Below are 21875 nucleotides of genomic sequence, written 5' to 3'. Positions count from 1 at the left end.
TTCCCGGTTCTAAATTAGGACTCATATCCTCTTATATCTTAGCTTCCTATCAATAAATCATTTCATCTTCCGTTATATAGGTTAGTCCTGTTGCTTTATATTTTCTATTGGGACAACAAAAAGGAACCACAACATGTCCAATCACCAAGACCGAATTGATCAGTTAAACCAAAAACTTGAACTACTTTTAAGTAAACAAGAGGGTTTTGCCAAGGAACTGATGGCACTTTACCAAGAAATTGAAGACCTAAAAAAACTGCGTCCTGACCAACTGGCCACAGAACAAGTAATTCCCGAACCCGTCCAGGAAGCTAGCGCGGTTCCAGAACCTACAAATACTGAACAACAAATAATTCAGGAAACGGCTGAACCCGTTATTGAACCTCCTATTGCCCGTCCAGAGGTTCCAAAAAAAATAAAAAAGCCAAAAGGCAAATCCAATCTTGAGAAGTTTATAGGAGAAAACCTCATCAATAAAATTGGTATTGCTATAACCGTAATTGGTGTAGCCATTGGCGCTAAATATTCCATAGAAAATGAATTAATAAGTCCGCTTACCCGAATCATACTAGGCTATTTAGCAGGATTAGGTCTTATAGGCTTTGGAATAAAGTTAAAGGCCAAATATGAAAATTATAGTGCCGTACTAGTAAGCGGCGCCTTGACCATTCTTTATTTCATAACCTTTGCCGCTTACAATTTTTATGGCTTGTTTCCGCAATTAATGGCGTTTGCTTTAATGCTTATTTTTACCATTTTTGGGGTTGTTGCGGCCCTAAATTATAACAAACAAGTTATTGCCCATATTGGACTCGTTGGCGCTTATGCCGTACCATTTTTACTCAGTAACGATTCTGGAAGCGCCGCTACGTTATTCGCCTATATGGCCTGCATTAACATAGGAATTCTGGTCATTTCCTTAAAAAAATATTGGAAGCTTCTTTTCTATTCCGCCTTTTCATTTACCTATCTTATTTATAGCTCATGGATGATTTTCTCCTACACAACAGAAGATCATTTTTCAATGGCATTCATATATTTAACCGTTTTCTTCGCTATATTTTATGCTACGTTTTTAGCGTATAAAGTAATTAAAAAAGAAAAATTCCTAAAGAGCGATATTGTATTACTGCTCTTAAATTCATTTATTTTCTATGGTCTGGGATATAGTCTTTTATCCAACCACGAAACCGGTAAGGACCTCCTTGGAGTTTTTACATTAACAAACGCTCTTGTACACTTTATAGTAAGTGCCATACTCTTCAAGAAAAAACTGGCAGACCGTAACCTCTTTCATTTAGTTGCGGGGCTTGTTCTTGTATTCATTACAATTGCCATACCCGTTCAATTAGATGGTAATTGGGTTACCTTGTTATGGACATTACAGGCCGCATTGTTATTCTATATTGGCCGGACCAAGAAGGTTTCGTTTTATGAGTACCTCTCCTACCCGCTTATGTTTTTGGCTCTTCTTAGTCTTACCGAAGATTGGGGCGCTGGCTATAGCAATTACTTTTCAAAAACGGATATAACCCCTATTTTCAATAGCTACTTTTTAACCTCAATGCTATTTCTTGTTGCTTTTGGTTTCATTAATTGGATAAATCAAAAACACAGAATTACACCAAATGAAAAACCTGCTTCCAAGCTACCATTGGTCATGTCATTTGTTATACCAATTATTTTATTGTTCGTTTCTTATATGTCCCTTTTTCTAGAAATAGAACAGTATTGGAACTCCATGTTTGCAGCATCGGAAATAGAACTAAAACCAGATGATACGTATAGTTACAGTGAGTACAATTATGACTTAGACGACTTTAGTAGTATTTGGCTTTTTAATTACACTTTTTTATTCCTAAGCATCCTTGCCTTTGTGAACATCAAAAAAATTAAAAATAGAATATTGGGCCTAAGCACTTTGATTACGGGTGTAGCCGCTAGTCTATTTTTTCTAACTGCAGGATTGTATTTACTAAGTGAACTACGCGAAAGCTATATAGAACGTGCACTTTCTGAATATTACGAAATTGGTGTAATGAACATTGCCCTACGTTATATATCATTTGCATTTTTTGCGCTTTTATGGATTGCCCTCATAAAACTCTCTAAACGTACTTTTATGAATATCAATCTAAAAATACCATTTGAAATAATAACTCATATTTCAATCCTTTGGATCCTTAGTAGCGAACTGTTAAATTGGATGGACCTTGCTGGCTCCGACCAATCCTACAAATTAGCTTTAAGTATTCTCTGGGGCGTATATGCACTGTTCCTTATTGCACTTGGAATCAATAAGCAGCGAAAGTACCTGCGCATTGGCGCCATTTCTCTATTTGGCGTTACATTGGCCAAATTGTTTCTCTATGACATAGCATCACTTAATACCATCTCTAAGACCATTGTTTTTGTTTCGTTAGGTGTACTGTTACTAATCATCTCATTTCTCTACAATAAATACAAAAATGTTATTTCGGATGAACCTGAAAAATAAAATTCTTTTTTTCTTTGGATTGTGGTCTTGTACTATGGCTTTCGGGCAGCTTTCTACGTATGAATACCAACAAGAACTAAACGGTATTTCAAAAGAATGGCAAACAATTGCTTTACCCAATCACGTATTTCACAACACCAAAGATGACCTTTCCGATATTCGTATTTATGGCGTTACCGAGACGGACACCATAGAAGCTCCCTATATGCTAAAGGTTACTTCCGAAAAAAACAACAAAAAAGAAATCGCCTTTAAACCGCTTAATACGGCGTCTACCAAAATTGGGTATTACTTTACCTATGAAGTTCCTACTACGGAGGCTATCAATAAAATTGATTTAAAATTTAAAGAAACCAATTTTAACTGGCATATTGTTCTAGAAGGAAGTCAAACCCAAAACGAGTGGTTTAAAATCTTGGATGATTATCGTATTTTATCCATCCAAAACAACCAGACCAGTTATACATACAGTACCTTGACTTTTCCCGAATCCAAGTACAAATATTATCGGCTATTGGTCAAAAGTGATGAAAACCCCAAACTACAAAAGGCCATAATAAGTTTGGACGGTTCCGTAGATGCTTTATACAACACCTACCCTATTACTTTTATGAATATAGACCAAAAAGGTAAGGAGACCATCATAGATATAGATTTGAACCAAAGATTGCCCATTAGTTTTCTAAAACTAAAAGTAGCGGACAAAATAGATTACTACCGTTCTGTGAAACTTCAATATATATCCGATAGTATTCAAACCGAGAAAGGCATAAAATATACTTACAGAAACTTGTTTAACGGAACTCTAGCATCTGTAGATACCACAGGTTTTAAATTTGCCAGTACGCTAGCGGAAAAGCTAAGAATCACCATTCAGAACAACGATAATGAAGCATTGGAGATAGAATCCGCAATCGCAAAAGGGTATGCACATACATTATTGGCCCGTTTTTCTACCGAGGCGGATTATTACTTGGTCTACGGCAACAAAAATGCGCATAGCCCCAAATATGATATTCAGCAGATAACACATTCCATTCCACCGCATGCACCTACTTTAAACTTAGGGGATATCCATAAAATCAAAAAGCCAAAACAAGCTTCAAAAAGTCCTCTTTTTGAAAACAAACTATGGTTATGGTTAATTATGGGAACCATAATAGTGGTTTTAGGTTGGTTTACCTTACGGATGATGGCGAAGCGTTAAAAAGAACCCGTATAAACTTCGCATCAAAAAAAACTTGTTAGCATACCATTTTAGAATCCTGTAAATTTGCATTTCTAAAAGAGAAAAGCGTGCAAGAACCCAAACAGACCCGAATTAACAAATACCTAAGTGAAGTTGGCTATTGCTCGCGTCGTGCAGCGGATAAACTCATAGACCAAGGCAGGGTCACCATTAACGGAAAAGTACCGGAAATTGGCACAAAAATTACCGAAGGAGACGAGGTGAGAGTAGATGGCAAATTAATTTCGGAACCCCAGGAGAAACCCGTTTATATTGCCTTTAACAAACCTATTGGTATTGTCTGCACTACAGATACTAGAGTTGAAAAGGATAATATAATTGACTATATTAATTATCCTAAACGTATTTTTCCTATTGGCAGATTGGATAAACCTAGTGAAGGTCTTATCTTTTTGACCAACGATGGAGACATTGTAAACAAAATTCTTCGTGCCCGAAACCATCATGAAAAAGAATATCTGGTAACCGTAGACCGGGCCATTACTTCTGATTTTATAGAGCGAATGCAAAATGGCGTGCCTATTTTAGATACCGTAACACGAAAATGCAAGGTAGAGCAGATTGGCAAATATGAATTCAAGATTATACTTACCCAAGGTCTGAACAGACAAATTAGACGTATGTGCGAGTATTTGGACTACAACGTCCAGAGGCTGAAACGAATACGTATCATGAACGTAAAATTAGATGTTCCAGTCGGCAAATGGAGACACCTTACAGATACGGAATTGGAAGAAATAAACAGACTCGTATCCTCTTCGTCAAAAACGCACTTCTAGATAAGTTCCTCTTTTTTCAAGCGGTCCGTTCCATAGACGTTTTTATGTTATAGGGCTGAAACCTGTAATTTATGTTACTCGCTGGAGACTAAACCTACACTATAATTTAAGTTGATTTTAGAACATGTATTTGACTAAAAATCATTAACTTAGAGAGAATGAAAAAAGAATACGCCCTCAAAACATAACGTCATGATACCAAAACAGAAAAAGAACACTCAAAAACTTGCAGTTGCGGTACTGTTAACCATGCTCCTGAGCATGGTAATCGGTCCCCACAAGGCTTCGGCTTTCTTTCAGGACAACACGGAGCAAGAAATAGAATATAACCTTTACAAAGGAGAAGTCATTGATTCCAAAACAAAAAAACCCTTGGTGTTTGCTTCGCTGGCCATAGAGGAATCCAATATTAGCACTATAACCAATACAGAAGGAGAATTCTCTTTAAAAATCCCCAAGGATGTTTCCAATGCAAATGTTATAGTTTCTTTCTTAGGTTACAGTACCAAGACCATACCTTTAACTCAGCTCAACAAAGAGAAGAATAGAATTATAATGAATACTTCGGTTACGGAACTACCCGAAGTTAATATTGCGGTTCCCAAAAATGCAGAAGAGCTGGTACGCGAAGTACTTAAAAAGAAAGGCGAAAATTATTTTGATGACCCTACGTTAATGACCGCTTTCTATAGGGAAACTATAAAAAAACGCAGAAAAAATGTCTCCCTTTCTGAGGCTGTGGTAAATATTTACAAAACACCCTACAACTCCTTTAAAAAAGATGGTGTAAAGCTATACAAGGCTAGAAAAAGTACGGACTACGACAAATTGGACACTGTGGCCCTTAAGCTACAAGGCGGCCCTTTTAATGCACTTTTTGTTGACATCATGAAATATCCTGAATATATTTTCTCTCAGGAAACACTAGACCATTATGTATTTAAATTTGACCATTCTACGCGGGTAAATGACAAACTAGTATATGTCATCAATTTTGAACAGAGTACACAGGTCATAGACCCTCTGTACAAAGGCAAACTTTATATTGATGCAGAGAACAAGATTCTTACCAGTGCCATATACAGTCTTAATATTACGGATAAAGATTTGGCGGCAAAGTTATTCGTTCGCAGAAAGCCGAGAAACGCACAGGTATGGCCCACAGATGTTGCCTATCGGGTAGATTATCGTGAAAAAAATGGAAAATGGTACTATAGTTACAGCAATGTTCTGTTAGAATTTAAAATCAATTGGGACAAACGCCTCTTTAATTCGGTTTACAGTATGACGTGTGAAATGGCCGTTACCGACTGGAAGAAAAATTTGGTCACCGAATTTCCCAAAGCCAAGGATAGAATCAAAACATCCATTATTTTAAGCGATGAGGCCATTGGGTTTGCGGATCCTGACTTTTGGGGCCAATACAATATCATAGAACCTGAAAAATCTATTGAGTCCGCCATAAAAAAAATACAACGGCAATTACGAAGAGCCAATGCAGATGGTGGTACCTCAACACCTTAAAAGCTAAGCAAAACTTTATTTATAAAATCGGCCAAATGGCCGATTTTTTTTATGATTCTGTTTAAATTCATACCATCAAACCCGAGCATATGGCCAATAGAAGACAATTTATAGGTACAGTAGTAAGTGCCTCAGCAGCGGCATTACTACCAAATTTAAGCAGAGCTAACCCCATTTCTTCTCAAGAACCTGTTTTAATAAAACCTAAAAGACTAAAAAAAGGAGATACCATTGGTTTAATAGCTCCCGGTTACGCCATTCATTCTTCAGTACTGGAAGAAGCAAAAAAGACCTTAAGGTCTATGGGTTTCAAACCCTACCACACTAACCGTGTTTTAGGTAATCACGGCTATTTGAGCAATACAGATGAGGAGCGAGCAACGGACCTAAACGAAATGTTCTCCAACCCCAAAATTAATGGCATCTTGTGTGCAAGAGGTGGTTATGGCTGTACCCGTATCATGAAAATGATAGATTATGAAAATATCGTAAGGAACCCCAAAACCTTTATTGGTTTTAGTGATATTACCGCATTGCTTAACGGTATTCACCAAAAAACGGAACTAGTTACATTTCATGGGCCCGTGGGCTCTACGTTAAACGACCCGTACAGCATTCGTCAACTAGAAAACGTTGTCATGTTTCCCAAAGAAAAATTAGAAATAGAGAATATAAAACTTCTAAAACCTGAATTAACCACCAATCCGGAGTTTGAGCGTTATACTATTACGGAAGGCAGTGCCACAGGAAAAGTTGTTGGCGGAAGCTTAACCCTTATTAATGCCTTAATTGGCACTGCAGATGAAATAGACTTTACAGATGCCATAGTCTGTATTGAAGATGTAGAAGAGGCTCCTTACCGTATAGACCGAATGCTCACTCAGTTGATAGAAGGCAAGACATTCAATAAAGCGGCAGGTATTCTATTTGGCGTTTGCGCCGGTTGCAACGAGTCTACCAATCCAATTTCATTTTCCTTAAAAGAAGTCATCATGGACCGAATCAAACCACTAGGGATTCCGGCGATGTACGGCATGAGTTTTGGTCACGTAGAAAACAACTTTACATTTCCAATTGGAACCAAAGCTGCTATGAATGCTACAACAATGAAATTTCAACTTTTGGAAAAGGCCGTTTTGTAATTCCACAAAAAAATAAGGCAGACAAGAAATACCATGTAGCTTTCTAGTCTGCCTTGTTCTTATAAAGCTTATGTATATAGTTAATTAGCTACTTCACTAATAAATTTCAACCGGTATAAGCGTAGTTCTTCGTCTTCGTAGTCACCATCAAATTCTTTCATAGCTTCTTCCAAGTCATCGGTTTCGGCCTCCAAGAAGTAATCGTGAATTTCTTCTTGCTGGTCTTCGTCCAACACCTCATCGATCCAATAATCAAGATTCAATTTTGTTCCGCTAAAGACAATCTGTTCCATCTCTTTAATAAGTTGAGGAATCTCAATTCCCTTTGCCGATGCAATATCACTTAATGGAAGTTTTCGGTCTACATTCTGGATAATGTACAACTTAAGAGCAGAATTTGCTCCAGTACTTTTTACCACCAAATCGTCTGGTCGTATGATTTCGTTTTCCTCAACATAACTAGCAATGAACGAAACAAACGGTTTTCCGTACTTTTTAGCTTTCCCTTCTCCCACACCGTAAATGGTGGTAAGTTCTTCTAGGGAAATAGGATATTTCATGGCCATATCCTCTAAGGATGGATCTTGAAACACCACAAATGGAGGAACACCAAGCTTATCTGCCTGACTTTTACGCAAATCCTTTAACTGTTTTAGCAGTTTTTCATCTGAAACACCTGCTTTTGCCGCACTTACAATGGCGTCGTTCCCTTCTTGCGTATACGTATGGTCTACGGTCATCATAAAGGACTCAGGAGACTTTAAATACGCTTTTCCCTTCTCCGTTACATGTAAAATTCCGTATTGTTCAATTTCCTTTTTAAGGAGACCGGCAACTAAGGTCTGGCGTATAAGTGCCATCCAGTACTCTTTATCTTTATCGGAACCAATACCAAACTCTTCCTTTTCATCGGTCTTGTGCGATGTTATCAAAGCGTTCACCTTTCCTAAAAGAGTACGTACGATTTCTTTGGATTTAAACTTTTCATGGGTAGCCTTTACCACCTTAATAAGTTTAACAACATCTTCTTTCGCCTCTTGTTTTTCTTTTGGGTTTCTGGTATTATCATCCATATCGGCCCCATCCCCATTAATTTCATCAAATTCTTCCCCAAAATAATGGAGCATGAATTTTCTGCGCGACATAGAGGTTTCTGCATATGCGACAACTTCTTGCAAAAGAGCATTACCAATTTCCTGTTCTGCAACAGGCTTATTGGACATGAATTTTTCAAGTTTCTCTATATCCTTGTATGAGTAAAAAGCCAGACAATGCCCCTCACCGTCATCTCTACCTGCCCTACCCGTTTCCTGATAGTAACTTTCAATACTTTTAGGTATGTCATGGTGAATTACAAAACGTACATCCGGTTTATCTATACCCATTCCAAAAGCAATGGTAGCAACTACAACATCTACATCCTCCATCAAGAACATATCTTGATATTTTGACCGAGTCTTTGCATCAAAACCGGCATGATAAGGAACAGCACTAACCCCGTTTACCTGAAGCACCTGAGCTAACTCCTCTACGCGCTTTCTACTCAAACAATAGATAATGCCTGACTTTCCTGTATTTTTCTTTACAAAACGGATAATATCCGAATCTACATTGGCGGTTTTTGGCCGTACCTCGTAGAAAAGATTGGGTCTATTGAACGAAGCTTTAAACGTAGTGGCGTCCGTTATACCTAGATTCTTAATAATATCTTCTTGAACTTTTGGAGTAGCTGTTGCCGTAAGCGCTATTATAGGAATACCGTCATCCAATCTATTTACTATAGTCCTTAAATTTCTGTATTCCGGTCTAAAATCATGGCCCCATTCAGAAATACAATGCGCCTCATCTACCGCAACAAATGATAAGTTTACAGATTGAAGAAATTCTATATATTCCTCTTTTGTTAAAGATTCCGGAGCAACATAAAGTAGTTTTGTTACACCGTTCGTAATATCCTGTTTTACCTGCCGTACCTCCGTTTTTGTCAAAGAGGAATTGAGTACATGGGCTATACCGTGTTCCGAAGAAATACCTCTAATAGCGTCTACCTGATTTTTCATTAAAGCGATTAAAGGAGAAACCACAATAGCCGTTCCTTCCTTCATTAAAGCCGGAAGCTGAAAACATAGTGACTTACCGCCACCTGTAGGCATAATCGCAAACGTGTTGTTTCCTTCCAAAAGACTGGTTACAACACCTTCCTGTAGACCTTTAAACTCAGAAAAACCGAAATATTTTTTTAACGAGGCATGCAATTCAGTTTTTTTCAAAACATTATTATCTTTTGCCATATCTCGTAAAAAACTTTAGGTAATTGTATCTTAATTGCTGAAATATCATACTTTTCGTTGCGGGGGACTCTAATTTAGTCAAAATATATTTAAGGGTATTAAATTAGCTATACGTCAAGATTATGTAATTTTGTAATCTTAAATATAAAACAAAGTTTTAGAAACTATTCCGGTTTTAGGATAGTTTTATTCAAAACGAGCGTATTTGTCGATTATAAGCACATAAAAACAATAGAATCTTAACCCTTTTCATAGTTTGAACAATAGCAAATCTATTCTTGCCGTAGCCAAAAAAACGATAGAAACCGAAAGTGCTTCCATCCTCCATTTAAGCACTTTACTTAACGAAGATTTCTCGGATGCGGTTAATTGCATTCTTGAGTCCAAAGGAAGAGTTATTGTTTCCGGGATCGGCAAAAGCGCCATAATTGCCTCTAAAATTACAGCCACCTTAAATTCTACCGGTACACCCGCCATTTTCATGCATGCAGGTGATGCCATTCATGGAGACCTAGGAACCATTCAAGAAGATGATGTGGTCATATGCATCTCCAATAGTGGTAACACTCCAGAAATAAAAATGTTGGTTCCGCTTATCAAAAGAGGAACCAACAAATTAATTGCCATGACCGGTAATACCGAGTCTTATTTGGCAAAAGAAGCGCACTTTGTTCTGAACACCTATGTAGAAAAAGAAGCCTGCCCAAACAATTTAGCACCTACCACGAGTACTACTGCCCAACTTGTCATAGGAGATGCGCTTGCTATTTGCCTACTGAAATTGAAAGGGTTCAGCAGTAAGGATTTCGCAAAATACCACCCTGGAGGCTCGTTAGGCAAACGTTTGTACCTTAGGGTTACGGACATTGTTGGAGCCAATCAAAAACCTCAAGTAGACGTTAATGCCGAGGTCAAAAAGGTTATAGTAGAAATTTCTGAAAAGATGTTGGGCGTTACCGCTGTTACTGATGGCGATGACCTAGTTGGCATTGTAACAGATGGAGATATTAGACGCATGCTGAACAAGTACGATAATATTAGTGGACTCACCGCAAAAGATATAATGAGTAAAAACCCCAAGACCATTCCGGTAGATGTTTTAGCAATTGAAGCCTTAGAGCTCATGCAAGAAAAAGGCATCTCACAATTATTGGGTGTAGAGGGTAAAAAATATATGGGTGTTGTACATTTGCACAACTTGATCAACGAAGGTATATTATAATGGCAAAGCAAAATACGAAGTCCCCAGACGAAATGTCGTTTTTAGACCACTTAGAAGAACTAAGATGGCATTTAATACGATCGGTCCTTGCCGTAGTAATATTGGCTTCAGTGGCGTTCGTTATGAGTCGTTTCATCTTTGACACTATTATTTTTGGGCCTTCAAAAATGGATTTCCCAACTTACAGGTTCTTCTGTGATATAGCCACTTCATTAGGGTTTGATTCCGCATTCTGTGCTGAAAAACTCCCATTTACCATACAAAGCCGTACTATGGGCGGGCAGTTCTCCGCAGATATTTGGACGGCAATCTGGGTAGGTTTTATAGTTGGTTTCCCATACGTTCTTTATGAGCTTTGGAAGTTTATTAGCCCAGGGCTTCACCCTAACGAAAGAAAACATTCAAGAGGCTTTATTTTAATTGCCTCCTTTCTCTTTTTTATGGGCGTACTTTTTGGGTATTATGTGGTAGCCCCCTTATCCATAAACTTCTTGGGCACATACCAGGTTAGCGAGATTGTCCTAAACGAATTTGACCTTGACTCCTATATTAGCACAGTAAGATCCGCGGTAATAGCCTGTGGGGTTCTTTTTGAACTGCCCATTATTATCTACTTCCTGACCAAAGTAGGCTTGGTTACCCCTGAAATAATGAAAAAATACAGAAAGATAGCCCTAGTTGTGGTATTGATTCTTTCTGCAGTAATTACCCCTCCCGATGTGGCTAGTCAGATTATTGTAGCCGTACCAGTCCTTGTATTATACCAAGTGAGTATTTACATTTCAAAAATAGTGTTGAAAAACGAGGCTAAGAGAGAGAGAAAAGCAAAGGAAAAAGGGTTAAAGAAAAGGTAAACGTAAGGCTATTTAAAAAGTTTCCCGTTTCTTTATTTTTTTGATGGCCATTAATTTTGGTCTCAGGACCCAAAAAACACGAAACCTCTAAGATGAAATTAAGAGCTGAAAATATAATGAAGGCCTACCGTGGCCGGAAAGTTGTAAAGGGTATTTCTTTGGAAGTAAACCAAGGAGAAATCATTGGTCTGCTTGGTCCTAACGGGGCAGGAAAAACCACCTCTTTCTACATGATCGTAGGTCTCGTTAAGCCAAATGGCGGCAACATATATCTAGATGGCACGGACATTACCAACTTTCCTATGTATAAAAGAGCCCAGAATGGAATAGGGTACTTAGCGCAAGAGGCATCTGTTTTTAGGAAGTTAAGTATTGAAAAGAATATTCTTAGCGTACTACAACTTACCAAACTCAGCAAAAAGGAGCAACTAATGAAAATGGAGTCGCTTATTGAAGAATTTAGTTTGGGCCATATTCGCAAAAGCCGAGGCGATTTACTTTCCGGTGGTGAACGTAGACGTACCGAAATAGCTCGAGCCCTGGCCACCGACCCAAAATTTATTCTGCTGGATGAACCTTTTGCCGGTGTAGATCCTGTAGCGGTTGAAGATATTCAACGTATTGTAGCCCAGTTAAAAGACAAAAATATTGGCATTCTTATTACCGATCATAACGTACAGGAAACTTTGGCCATTACAGAAAGATCGTATCTAATGTTTGAAGGCGGTATCTTAAAATCGGGGATTCCAGAAGATTTGGCCGCAGATGAAATGGTACGTAAAGTTTACTTAGGCCAGAACTTTGAACTTCGTAAAAAGAAGTTGGATTTCTAGCATTAGTTTTTCTTTGCCGATAAGTTGGATACCAATGAGGCAGCCACATAGAAAACGATTATAAGCGGCACGGCCAAGACCCTTAAGGCTATGAGAAGCGCCACACTCACAATTAGAAAAATGTAACGCACTGCATTGTCCTTAAAACTCCAAGTTTTGAATTTAAGGGCGAATAGTTCAATATTAGCATTCAACAAATACGTGCTTAAGAAGGTTATAAAGATTAAAAACCAAGGATTAAGTATGAATTCGCTTAACGCTTCGTTTTCATGATATTGCAATATTAAAGCCAAAGAAAGGATTAATAAGGCATTGGCTGGCGTTGGCAATCCAACGAAAGACGAAACCTGATTCTCGTCAATATTAAACTTTGCCAATCTATAAGCGGAGCCTAGGGTAATAAGAAAACCGATCAACGGAACAAAATCCGTTAAATAAAGAAAAGAAAAAGAGGCACCATCACCACTGTACCAACCGCCGCTCATGGCCATTTTAAGCAATTGGAACATAACAATTCCGGGAACAAGACCACTCGTTATCATATCGGCCAAAGAATCTAGCTGCACACCCAGTTCACTTTGCACATTCAAAACCCTTGCTGCCAGGCCATCAAAAAAATCAAAGAAGATTCCTAAAAAAACAAATAGAGCCGCCATTTCAAGCTGGTTTGACACTGCAAAGACGGCAGCGACACATCCACAAAAAACGTTCAACAGCGTAATGAAATTAGGAATATATTTTTTCATGAAATCATTTGATTTGCGGTAAAAATAACACAATTTAACATCAATCAGGTCAGACCATAATTTATTCGGATATTTGCGCAACAAAATTCAGTAAAAAACAGAAATGCAATTGAAAAAAATACTCCTCCTATTACTTTTCGGCTTTTCGATTTTGGGCATGGCCCAAGCGCCTGAATTGACTCCCCTATCCAAAATAAGTGTTATAACTTGTGGCCCAGGTAGTGAACTTTATTCAACATTTGGACATAGTGCCGTTCGCGTAGAAGATTCCAGTTTAGGAATAAATGCCATATACAACTATGGCACTTTTGACTTTACCACGCCCAATTTTTACATGAAGTTTGCCCGTGGAAAACTGGATTATACACTTGCAAGGCAAAGTTTTCCTTACTTCCTTAAGGAATATGAGTATGAAAATAGATGGGTAAAAAGTCAAGAATTAAAACTTGACCTTACCGAACGCCAACAGCTCTTTAATTTTTTGGAAACTAATTACCTTCCGGAAAATAGGGATTATAAATATGATTTTTTCTACAACAATTGCGCTACAAAAATTTGGGATATCCTAAAAGAAGTATACGGAGATAAGCTCGTTTTTGACAAAAACTTCCAGCAACAGCTATATTCACATCGCCAGTTGATAAGGCAGAAGGTTAAAATAAATTCATGGTCCGGTTTTGGAATTGATTTAGCCCTAGGTTCTGTCATAGATGATGTTGCTACACCAAAAGAACACATGTTCTTGCCAGATTACATAATGAAACAACTAGATGTTGCTCAATTAAACGGGGAACCCTTGGTAGCTAAATCAAAAACTTTACTGGACGCCAAACCTGCGGATAATGGCTCTAGTTTCTTTTTTTCTCCTGAACTGTGGCTTATTGTTATTTTGATCATTATACTGGTTTTAACTTATTTTGATTTTAAGAACAACACCCGTAGAAGATGGTTAGACTTTACGCTCTTTTTTACCACAGGATTAATAGGCTTACTTATCATTTTCTTATGGTTCTTTACAGACCATAGTGCCACTGCCGGTAACTTTAACATATTATGGGCCTTCCCTCCCAACCTAATCATTGCCTTTGTAGTTGCTCAAAAGAGAGGACCTAATTGGGTGGCCAAGTATGCTATTTTTCTAGCTGCTTTAATTGTAGTGTCCGGCGTTTTATGGACCTTGGGCATTCAACTTTTTTCGCCCTTAATATTGGCTATCTGGGCAGCCCTTATTGCACGATATTTATTTTTATTCTGGTCATATCACAAGCCAAAAATCGCATAATTGCATGAACTTACTTACTGTAGAGAATATTTCAAAATCATATGGAGAGCGTGTCTTGTTCCAAGACCTTTCCTTTGGTATCAATAAAGGCCAGAAAATTGCTTTAATCGCCAAAAATGGTACGGGCAAGACTTCCATCTTAAATATAATGTCCGGATTGGACAGCCCGGATTCCGGGCAAGTAAACTACCGCAAAGATATTCGTGTCTCATTTTTAGACCAAGAACCGGACCTAGACCCAAAATTAACGGTAGAACAAACCATTTTTGCTTCGGACAATGAAATACTTCAGGTCATAAACGCCTATGAGAAAGCGCTTCAAAACCCTGAAGACGCAGATGCATACCAAATTGCTTTTGAAGCAATGGACCGTTTTAACGCTTGGGATTTTGAGACCCTTTACAAACAAATCCTTTTTAAGCTAAAATTAGATAACCTAGACGCCAACGTGGGGCTGCTCTCGGGAGGTCAAAAAAAGCGTTTGGCCTTAGCGGATGCTCTCATCAACAAACCGGACTTACTGGTTCTTGATGAACCTACCAATCACTTGGACCTTGAGATGATTGAATGGTTGGAAGAATATTTTGCCAGGGAAAACATGAGTTTGTTTATGGTTACGCACGACCGTTATTTTTTAGAACGGGTCTGTAATGAAATCATAGAATTAGATAACGGCCAACTGTACCCCTATAAAGGCAACTACTCTTACTATCTAGAAAAAAAAGAGGCCCGTATTGAGCAAGAGGCCACTGAACAGCATAAATCCGAACGTTTGTTCAAAAAAGAACTGGAGTGGATGCGAAGACAACCCAAGGCGCGTACCACTAAATCAAAATCTAGAATAGATGATTTTAGCACCATAAAGGAAAAAGCCAGCCAACGTAGAAAGGAGCACCAGGTTCAGCTTGAAATTAATATGGAGCGTGTAGGAAGTAAAATTCTGGAACTTCACAAATTAGTAAAATCATATCCTAACAAGCCTATTCTAGATAAGTTTGACTATACCTTTACCAAAGGAGAACGGATTGGTATTATTGGAAAAAACGGAACCGGAAAATCTACCTTCTTAAATATTGTAACCGGATCGGACCAACCTGATGCCGGTAAAGTAATAGTTGGTGACACTATTAAATTTGGATATTATACCCAAAAGGGAATAACCATAAAAGAAGGGCAGAAAGTAATAGATGTAATTCGTGACTTTGGTGATTTTATCCCGCTTATGAAAGGGAGACAGATTTCTGCACAACAGCTATTGGAGCGTTTTCTTTTTGACAGAAAGAAACAATATGATTTTGTTGAGAAATTAAGCGGAGGCGAAAGAAAACGACTTTACCTGTGTACTATTCTGATTCAGAATCCTAATTTCCTTATTCTTGATGAACCTACCAATGATTTGGATATTGTAACCTTAAACGTACTCGAAAGTTTTCTTTTAGACTTTCCCGGATGTTTGATAGTGGTTTCTCACGACCGTTATTTTATGGACAAAATTGTAGATCATCTCTTTGTTTTTAGAGGGAATGCCGTTATTGAGGATTTCCCTGGAAACTACTCAGATTTCAGAACTTATGAAGACAGTAAAGTTTTAGAGGTACGTGAAGAAAAAGCCGCAATAAAAGAAACAGCGAGCAAAAACGACGCTAAACAAAACAACTCAAAAAACAAACTCTCTTATTTAGAACAAAAGGAATATAGAAATTTAGAAAAGGACATCCAGAAACTGGAGGCTAAAAAAGTCCAAGTGCAGAACAAATTTGCCGATAGTTCCCTTAGCGGAGAGGAAATAGATAAATTATCCATAGACTTAAAAGAGGTTAATGAGGCTATTGAAGCCAAAACAGAGCGTTGGTTCGAGCTTTCCGCACAAATGGAGGAATAATCGTAATTATAAAATATAGCGCTAGTGGTCTTTTCTAATTATAAAATCACAAACGGTTTTTCGTGCAAAAATTCCTGAAACATATAACTTTCCTGCTTTCCGCAACCAATGAACATGGGGTACACTCCCCTTTTGTTTATAGTTACGTAACAAAGTGCCTGTACGGAAAAAAGAAGTTCAGCAGGTTAAAATCCATAAATGTTCTTTGTAAGAGCATCGCCTATTTCAAAACCGAACGAATTATGTTTTTAGATGATTCCGATAAGGTTGAAGAAATTGTTCAAAGTCATTTTCAGCATATAGAAAAGTCCTCTACAAATACGAATATGGTCTACTTTTCCAAAACCAACTTGAATAAGGTAATTAACCTTCTAGCGGAGAAAAAAATTACCCACAACAAAACTATGTTTTTTTTGGACGGCATATATGAATCAGATGAATGTGAAGCCATTTGGAAAGCTGTGAAAAACCATAAAAATGTTACTGTAACGGTAGATATGTTTTATTGCGGCGCGGTTTTCTTTAGAAAAGAACAGGCCAAAGAGCATTTTAAGATTCGGATTTAAACGCTTATTTTAGATTAAATTGCAATTATGTACAACAATACAATTTATATAATTCTAGGGGTCGCAGCGGTAATATACGTTCTCATATCCATGACCAATCGCCGGAAATCCAAAGATCGGAAATCACGGAAATTCATGGGCAATTATGAACGGAAGGAAAGGACCAAAAAAGAGGAAAAAGAATAGAATCAATTAGTGATCGTTTTTTTTTTCAGCACAAACCCTAGTAAATTCTCAAAATGAAGATATACACCAAGACAGGTGACAAAGGCACTACTGCCCTAATTGGGGGCACGAGGGTTAAAAAACATCATGTAAGAATAGAATGTTATGGCACTGTAGACGAACTCAATTCTTGGATTGGCTTGATTAGGGATCAAAAAATAGATAAGAGGTCTAAGGAAACTTTAACCGAAGTTCAGAAAAATCTGTTTGTTGTTGGGGCTATTTTAGCCACAGACCCAGAGAAGGCTCTTCTAAAGAACGGAAAAAAAAGGCTGAACATTCCAGAAATTGAACCTTCTGACATTGAGTTGCTTGAAAAAGAAATTGATGTTATGGATGAAGCCTTGCCTCAAATGACGCATTTTATCCTTCCAGGCGGCCACACCACCGTGTCATACTGTCATATTGCTAGAACGGTTTGCAGGAGAGTGGAACGTATGAGCACGCTTCTTTACGAAAATGAACCATTTAATGAAAATGTCTTGTTATTTTTAAACAGGCTCTCCGACTATTTATTTGTACTGGCACGAAAATTGTCAGAAAATTTACAAGCCGAAGAAATAAAATGGATTCCAGAGAATAGGGAAAAGGATAAATAAAGCACAAAATTTAAATATTTGCTTCAGTTTAATTTGTAATTCTCTAATAATTTCTTTAATTCTTCGTTATCAAACTATTAAAACAAAAATAATGACGATAAAATAGCCCTATTTCCTTGGCTATGTGTATTTAAAAATTATTTTTGCAAAAAATTAAATTGAACAACTGAAATGTATTGGACATTAGAACTAGCATCCTACTTGAGTGATGCACCCTGGCCCGCAACAAAAGACGAATTGATAGATTATTCAATACGTACCGGTGCGCCCCTAGAGGTCGTCGAGAACCTTCAGTCTATGGAGGAAGAAGGTGGCGAGATTTATGAATCCATTGAAGAAATCTGGCCAGACTACCCTACAGAAGAAGATTATCTCTGGAACGAGGACGAATATTAGAAATATTACGTTAATTGAAACAAAAAAGTCTCTATCGAGGCTTTTTTTTTATGTAATTTTGGCAGGTATTTAGGTAAAATGTACACAGGTTTTAAACTGGAATACCTTTTGCGAAGAAATACACCACAGGTGCATTGTAGAAATAATGCCCTACCGCAATCAATATCTTAAAAGCGGTCTAATACAAAACAGCGAGAAATGAGTTTTTTAAATTCGATATTAAAAGTATTCGTAGGTGATAAATCAGAAAAAGACGTTAAAGAGCTAAAGCCTCTTGTAGAACAAATAAGGTCTTTTGAACAGCAATTAGAGGAACTAAGCCACGATGAATTGCGTGAGAAGACCAAAACCTTTAAGCTCAAAATAGCGGAGGATATTAGTGAATTCACCAAAAAAATAAGCGAGCTAGAGGAAGAAGTAAAAACGTCTACGGATATTGATAAGAACGAAGACATTTATGCTGAAATAGATAAACTCAAAGAGGAATCCTATAAAGTAACCGAAAAAACACTTAGCGAAATTCTACCGGTAGCCTTTGCCGTGGTAAAAGAAACCGCCAAGCGTTTCGCCAAGAACGAAACCATACAGGTTACCGCATCAGAATACGATAGGGAACTATCAGGCTCAAAAGATTATGTATCTCTAGATGGTGACAATGCCATTTGGAAAAACTCATGGAACGCCGCAGGTAAGCAAGTAACTTGGGACATGATTCATTATGATGTGCAGCTAATTGGAGGTATTGCATTGCACCAAGGTAAAATTGCTGAAATGCAAACTGGTGAAGGTAAAACCTTGGTGGCAACACTGCCCTTATATCTTAATGCCTTGGCCGGTCATGGAGCGCATTTGGTTACCGTTAACGATTATCTAGCAAAAAGGGATAGCGCCTGGATGGCTCCAATTTTTGAGTTCCACGGTCTTTCTGTAGACTGTATAGACCATCACCGTCCTAACTCCGAAGGAAGAAGAGCGGCGTATAATGCAGATATAACTTATGGTACCAATAACGAATTTGGTTTTGACTACCTAAGGGACAATATGGCGCACACGCCTAAGGACCTTGTACAACGCCCACACCACTACGCTATTGTAGATGAGGTGGATTCTGTTTTAGTAGATGATGCCCGTACCCCATTAATCATATCCGGTCCGGTTCCTGAGGGTGACCGCCATGAATTTAATGAGCTCAAACCTAAAGTTGCGGATATTGTAAGTAAACAAAGACAACATTTGACCGGTGTTTTGGCCGAGGCCAAAAAACTGATTCAAGAAGGTAATACCAAAGATGGAGGGTTCCTTTTGCTTCGTGTGCATAGAGGGCTACCTAAAAATAAGGCCCTTATTAAGTTCCTAAGCGAAGAAGGCGTTAAACAACTACTTCAAAAAACAGAGAACTATTACATGCAGGACAACAACAGGGAAATGCCTGTTGTAGATGAAGATCTATTGTTCGTTATTGATGAAAAGAACAACCAGATAGAGCTTACCGAAAAAGGGGTGAATTATATTTCAGGCGAGCAGAACAGAGATTTCTTTGTAATGCCGGATATTGGTGGAGAAATTGCAAAAATAGAAAACCAGAACCTGGATATTGAAAAAGAGGCCGAACTTAAAGAAGAGCTTTTTAAAGAATTTGGAGTAAAGAGTGAACGTATCCATACCATGAGCCAACTTTTAAAGGCATATACACTTTTTGAAAAAGATGTGGAATATGTGGTTATGGACAACAAAGTAATGATAGTTGATGAACAGACCGGTCGTATAATGGACGGTCGTAGATATTCAGACGGACTTCACCAAGCAATAGAAGCCAAAGAAAATGTGAAAATTGAGGCGCTTACCCAAACCTTTGCTACGGTTACCTTACAGAACTACTTTAGAATGTACAATAAACTTGCAGGTATGACCGGTACGGCCGTTACCGAAGCAGGTGAATTCTGGGAAATATATGAGTTGGATGTTATGGAAATACCAACCAACAGACCTATTGCCCGAGATGACAGACATGACTTGATCTATAAGACCAAGCGTGAAAAATACAATGCCATTATTGATGAAGTCACCAAACTTTCACAAGAAGGCAGACCGGTATTGATCGGTACAACTTCGGTGGAAATTTCCGAGTTGCTGTCCCGAATGCTTACCATTAGAAAAGTAAACCATAATGTACTGAATGCAAAACTTCATAAAAAAGAAGCAGATGTTGTTGCTGAAGCAGGTAACCCCGGTGTGGTTACTATTGCAACCAACATGGCCGGTCGTGGTACGGATATTAAACTTAGTGAAGCAGTAAAGAAAGCCGGAGGTCTGGCCATTATTGGTACGGAAAGACATGATTCTAGACGAGTTGATAGACAGTTAAGAGGTCGTTCCGGTCGTCAGGGAGATCCAGGAAGTTCTCAGTTCTATGTTTCACTAGAAGACAACCTAATGCGCCTTTTCGGCTCTGACCGTGTTGCTAAAATGATGGATAAAATGGGCTTGGAAGATGGTGAGGTTATTCAGCATTCCATGATGACCAAATCTATTGAGCGTGCGCAGAAGAAAGTTGAGGAAAACAACTTTGGTGTACGTAAGCGTCTTTTGGAGTATGATGATGTTATGAACGCCCAGCGTGAAGTCGTTTACAAAAGAAGAAGGCACGCTATACAAGGAGAACGTCTAAAGGTAGATATAGCTAACATGGTGTATGACACCTGTGAAGTTATTGCAGATACCAATAAAGCGGCAAACGATTACAAAAACTTTGAGTTTGAACTGATAAAATACTTTTCTATCACTTCTCCTATTTCAGAAGGTGATTTTGGTAAAATGAGCGTGCAGGACATTGCCAATAAGGTATATGACACGGCATATAAGTATTACCAAGAAAAAATGGAACGTAATGCAGCTACTGCATTTCCAGTTATCAAAAAGGTTTATGAAGACAGTGCCAATAAGTTTGAGCGTATTGTAGTGCCTTTTACAGATGGTATAAAAACCCTTAATGTGGTTACCAATTTACAAAGTGCTTACGAAAGTAATGGTAGGGAATTGGTATCGGATTTTGAGAAAAATATAACATTGGCCATTATTGATGATTCTTGGAAAACGCACTTGCGTAAGATGGATGAGTTAAAACAATCTGTACAGTTGGCCGTTCATGAGCAGAAAGACCCACTTCTAATCTACAAATTTGAAGCCTTTGAACTCTTTAAAGAGATGATAAACAAGGTAAATAAAGAAGTTGTTTCTTTCTTGTTTAAAGGGGAATTGCCAAGTGAGAACCCAAACCAGATTCAGGAAGCCAGAAACGTAAGTAGACCAAAGGAAAATCTTCAGACAAGTAAAGAAGAAATTCCTAATAGCGATGAATTGGCGGCTCAAAATAGAGCAGCAGGTCAAACACAGGGCCAACGTCCACAAGTTACGGAAACCATAGTTCGCGAACGACCAAAAATTGGCCGTAACGATAGGGTTACCATTAAGAACGTTATGTCCGGCGAAAGCAAAGTCGTTAAGTATAAACAAGCAGAACCACTTATTGAAAACGGTGATTGGGTACTAACCGAAAACTAAAAATTAGTACATATAACAGCATTAAAACGGCAGCTTGTCTCTAAGTTGCCGTTTTTTTTTGCCCGATTAACGAGTAAAAAGTCACTTAAAAACAATTGTATCTACTATTGCAAGGCTAGAGTAAATTTCCCCAAGGGTTAAGTTGCAGTAAATTAAGCAACTATAATTCTGATTTATTCTGAATTTAACTTCCAGATATACACTTGCTTTAAAATAGAAGCTTGTTG

Annotated in this window: 16 protein-coding genes; 14 read left to right on the top strand and 2 right to left on the bottom strand. The window is 38.0% G+C overall.

Annotation, left to right across the window (positions count from 1 at the left end):
* The first annotated feature begins 133 nt into the window (after positions 1-133).
* The 5 genes from KO513_RS06245 (at position 134) to KO513_RS06225 (ending at position 7191) form a co-directional block, all read left to right on the top strand.
* Entirely contained in the window at positions 134-2497 is a 2364-nt protein-coding gene (locus KO513_RS06245) for a DUF2339 domain-containing protein (RefSeq protein WP_215912715.1), read from the top strand.
* A complete protein-coding gene (locus tag KO513_RS06240; protein ID WP_215912714.1) occupies positions 2481-3704 on the top strand; it encodes a DUF3999 family protein in 1224 nt (407 codons plus the stop codon). The genes KO513_RS06245 and KO513_RS06240 overlap by 17 nt, the downstream gene beginning before the upstream one ends.
* 89 nt (positions 3705-3793) lie before the next feature.
* The gene (rluF, locus tag KO513_RS06235) at positions 3794-4525 is read left to right on the top strand and encodes a 23S rRNA pseudouridine(2604) synthase RluF (protein WP_215912713.1); all 732 of its coding nucleotides are present in this window, start codon (positions 3794-3796) and stop codon (positions 4523-4525) included.
* Between the two features lie 192 nt (positions 4526-4717).
* Positions 4718-6049 carry a carboxypeptidase-like regulatory domain-containing protein gene (locus tag KO513_RS06230; RefSeq protein ID WP_252735695.1) on the top strand — a complete coding sequence of 444 codons (1332 nt, stop codon included), beginning with the start codon at positions 4718-4720 and terminating at the stop codon, positions 6047-6049.
* Positions 6050-6138: 89 nt separating this feature from the next.
* On the top strand, positions 6139-7191 hold the full coding sequence (locus KO513_RS06225; RefSeq protein ID WP_215912712.1) for a S66 peptidase family protein: 1053 nt from the start codon (positions 6139-6141) through the stop codon (positions 7189-7191).
* An 80-nt stretch (positions 7192-7271) separates the two neighbouring features.
* Here the strand turns inward: KO513_RS06225 and recQ are convergent, their stop codons facing one another.
* Positions 7272-9482, bottom strand: a complete 2211-nt coding sequence (gene recQ, locus KO513_RS06220) for a DNA helicase RecQ (RefSeq protein WP_215912711.1) — start codon at positions 9480-9482, stop codon at positions 7272-7274.
* Between the two features lie 256 nt (positions 9483-9738).
* Here recQ and KO513_RS06215 point away from each other — a divergent pair, with 256 nt between their 5' ends.
* The 3 genes from KO513_RS06215 (at position 9739) to lptB (ending at position 12391) form a co-directional block, all read left to right on the top strand.
* Entirely contained in the window at positions 9739-10704 is a 966-nt protein-coding gene (locus KO513_RS06215) for a KpsF/GutQ family sugar-phosphate isomerase (protein WP_215912710.1), read from the top strand.
* A complete protein-coding gene (gene tatC, locus KO513_RS06210) occupies positions 10704-11558 on the top strand; it encodes a twin-arginine translocase subunit TatC (RefSeq protein WP_215441806.1) in 855 nt (284 codons plus the stop codon). Before KO513_RS06215 ends, tatC begins: the two co-directional genes overlap by 1 nt.
* Before the next feature lie 92 nt (positions 11559-11650).
* Positions 11651-12391, top strand: coding sequence for an LPS export ABC transporter ATP-binding protein (lptB, locus tag KO513_RS06205; RefSeq protein ID WP_194524294.1), 741 nt, complete (start codon positions 11651-11653; stop codon positions 12389-12391).
* A 2-nt stretch (positions 12392-12393) separates the two neighbouring features.
* Here the strand turns inward: lptB and KO513_RS06200 are convergent, their stop codons facing one another.
* Positions 12394-13137 (bottom strand): CDP-alcohol phosphatidyltransferase family protein, encoded by a 744-nt coding sequence (locus KO513_RS06200; protein ID WP_215441805.1) that lies wholly within the window; start codon positions 13135-13137, stop codon positions 12394-12396.
* A 103-nt stretch (positions 13138-13240) separates the two neighbouring features.
* Here KO513_RS06200 and KO513_RS06195 point away from each other — a divergent pair, with 103 nt between their 5' ends.
* The 6 genes from KO513_RS06195 to secA all read left to right on the top strand — a co-directional run bounded on the left by KO513_RS06195 (position 13241) and on the right by secA (position 21648).
* Complete coding sequence (locus KO513_RS06195; protein ID WP_215912709.1) at positions 13241-14419, top strand: Lnb N-terminal periplasmic domain-containing protein; 1179 nt, start codon at positions 13241-13243, stop codon at positions 14417-14419.
* Between the two features lie 4 nt (positions 14420-14423).
* Positions 14424-16301, top strand: a complete 1878-nt coding sequence (locus KO513_RS06190; RefSeq protein ID WP_215912708.1) for an ABC-F family ATP-binding cassette domain-containing protein — start codon at positions 14424-14426, stop codon at positions 16299-16301.
* A 62-nt stretch (positions 16302-16363) separates the two neighbouring features.
* Positions 16364-16867, top strand: coding sequence for a hypothetical protein (locus KO513_RS06185; protein ID WP_215912707.1), 504 nt, complete (start codon positions 16364-16366; stop codon positions 16865-16867).
* Between the two features lie 239 nt (positions 16868-17106).
* Entirely contained in the window at positions 17107-17691 is a 585-nt protein-coding gene (locus KO513_RS06180; RefSeq protein WP_215912706.1) for a cob(I)yrinic acid a,c-diamide adenosyltransferase, read from the top strand.
* A 171-nt stretch (positions 17692-17862) separates the two neighbouring features.
* Positions 17863-18087: a DUF2795 domain-containing protein gene (locus KO513_RS06175; protein WP_013994285.1), complete on the top strand. Its 225-nt coding sequence runs from the start codon at positions 17863-17865 to the stop codon at positions 18085-18087.
* 198 nt (positions 18088-18285) lie between these two features.
* Positions 18286-21648 (top strand): preprotein translocase subunit SecA, encoded by a 3363-nt coding sequence (gene secA, locus KO513_RS06170; RefSeq protein WP_215441799.1) that lies wholly within the window; start codon positions 18286-18288, stop codon positions 21646-21648.
* Positions 21649-21875 lie beyond the last annotated feature (227 nt).

Origin of the sequence: Zobellia sp. B3R18 (assembly GCF_018860715.1) — a bacterium.
Classification (GTDB): domain Bacteria; phylum Bacteroidota; class Bacteroidia; order Flavobacteriales; family Flavobacteriaceae; genus Zobellia; species Zobellia russellii.
This window is presented reverse-complemented; position numbering and strand designations above follow the sequence as displayed.

Coding starts and splice junctions, on each gene's coding strand:
- KO513_RS06175 (WP_013994285.1), top strand. CDS start 17,863: ATGTATTGGACATTAGAACTAGCATCCTACTTGAGTGATGCACCCTGG.
- secA (WP_215441799.1), top strand. CDS start 18,286: ATGAGTTTTTTAAATTCGATATTAAAAGTATTCGTAGGTGATAAATCA.
- KO513_RS06240 (WP_215912714.1), top strand. CDS start 2,481: ATGAACCTGAAAAATAAAATTCTTTTTTTCTTTGGATTGTGGTCTTGT.
- KO513_RS06245 (WP_215912715.1), top strand. CDS start 134: ATGTCCAATCACCAAGACCGAATTGATCAGTTAAACCAAAAACTTGAA.
- recQ (WP_215912711.1), bottom strand. CDS start 9,482: ATGGCAAAAGATAATAATGTTTTGAAAAAAACTGAATTGCATGCCTCG.
- KO513_RS06195 (WP_215912709.1), top strand. CDS start 13,241: ATGCAATTGAAAAAAATACTCCTCCTATTACTTTTCGGCTTTTCGATT.
- tatC (WP_215441806.1), top strand. CDS start 10,704: ATGGCAAAGCAAAATACGAAGTCCCCAGACGAAATGTCGTTTTTAGAC.
- lptB (WP_194524294.1), top strand. CDS start 11,651: ATGAAATTAAGAGCTGAAAATATAATGAAGGCCTACCGTGGCCGGAAA.
- KO513_RS06200 (WP_215441805.1), bottom strand. CDS start 13,137: ATGAAAAAATATATTCCTAATTTCATTACGCTGTTGAACGTTTTTTGT.
- KO513_RS06190 (WP_215912708.1), top strand. CDS start 14,424: ATGAACTTACTTACTGTAGAGAATATTTCAAAATCATATGGAGAGCGT.
- KO513_RS06230 (WP_252735695.1), top strand. CDS start 4,718: ATGATACCAAAACAGAAAAAGAACACTCAAAAACTTGCAGTTGCGGTA.
- KO513_RS06180 (WP_215912706.1), top strand. CDS start 17,107: ATGAAGATATACACCAAGACAGGTGACAAAGGCACTACTGCCCTAATT.
- KO513_RS06225 (WP_215912712.1), top strand. CDS start 6,139: ATGGCCAATAGAAGACAATTTATAGGTACAGTAGTAAGTGCCTCAGCA.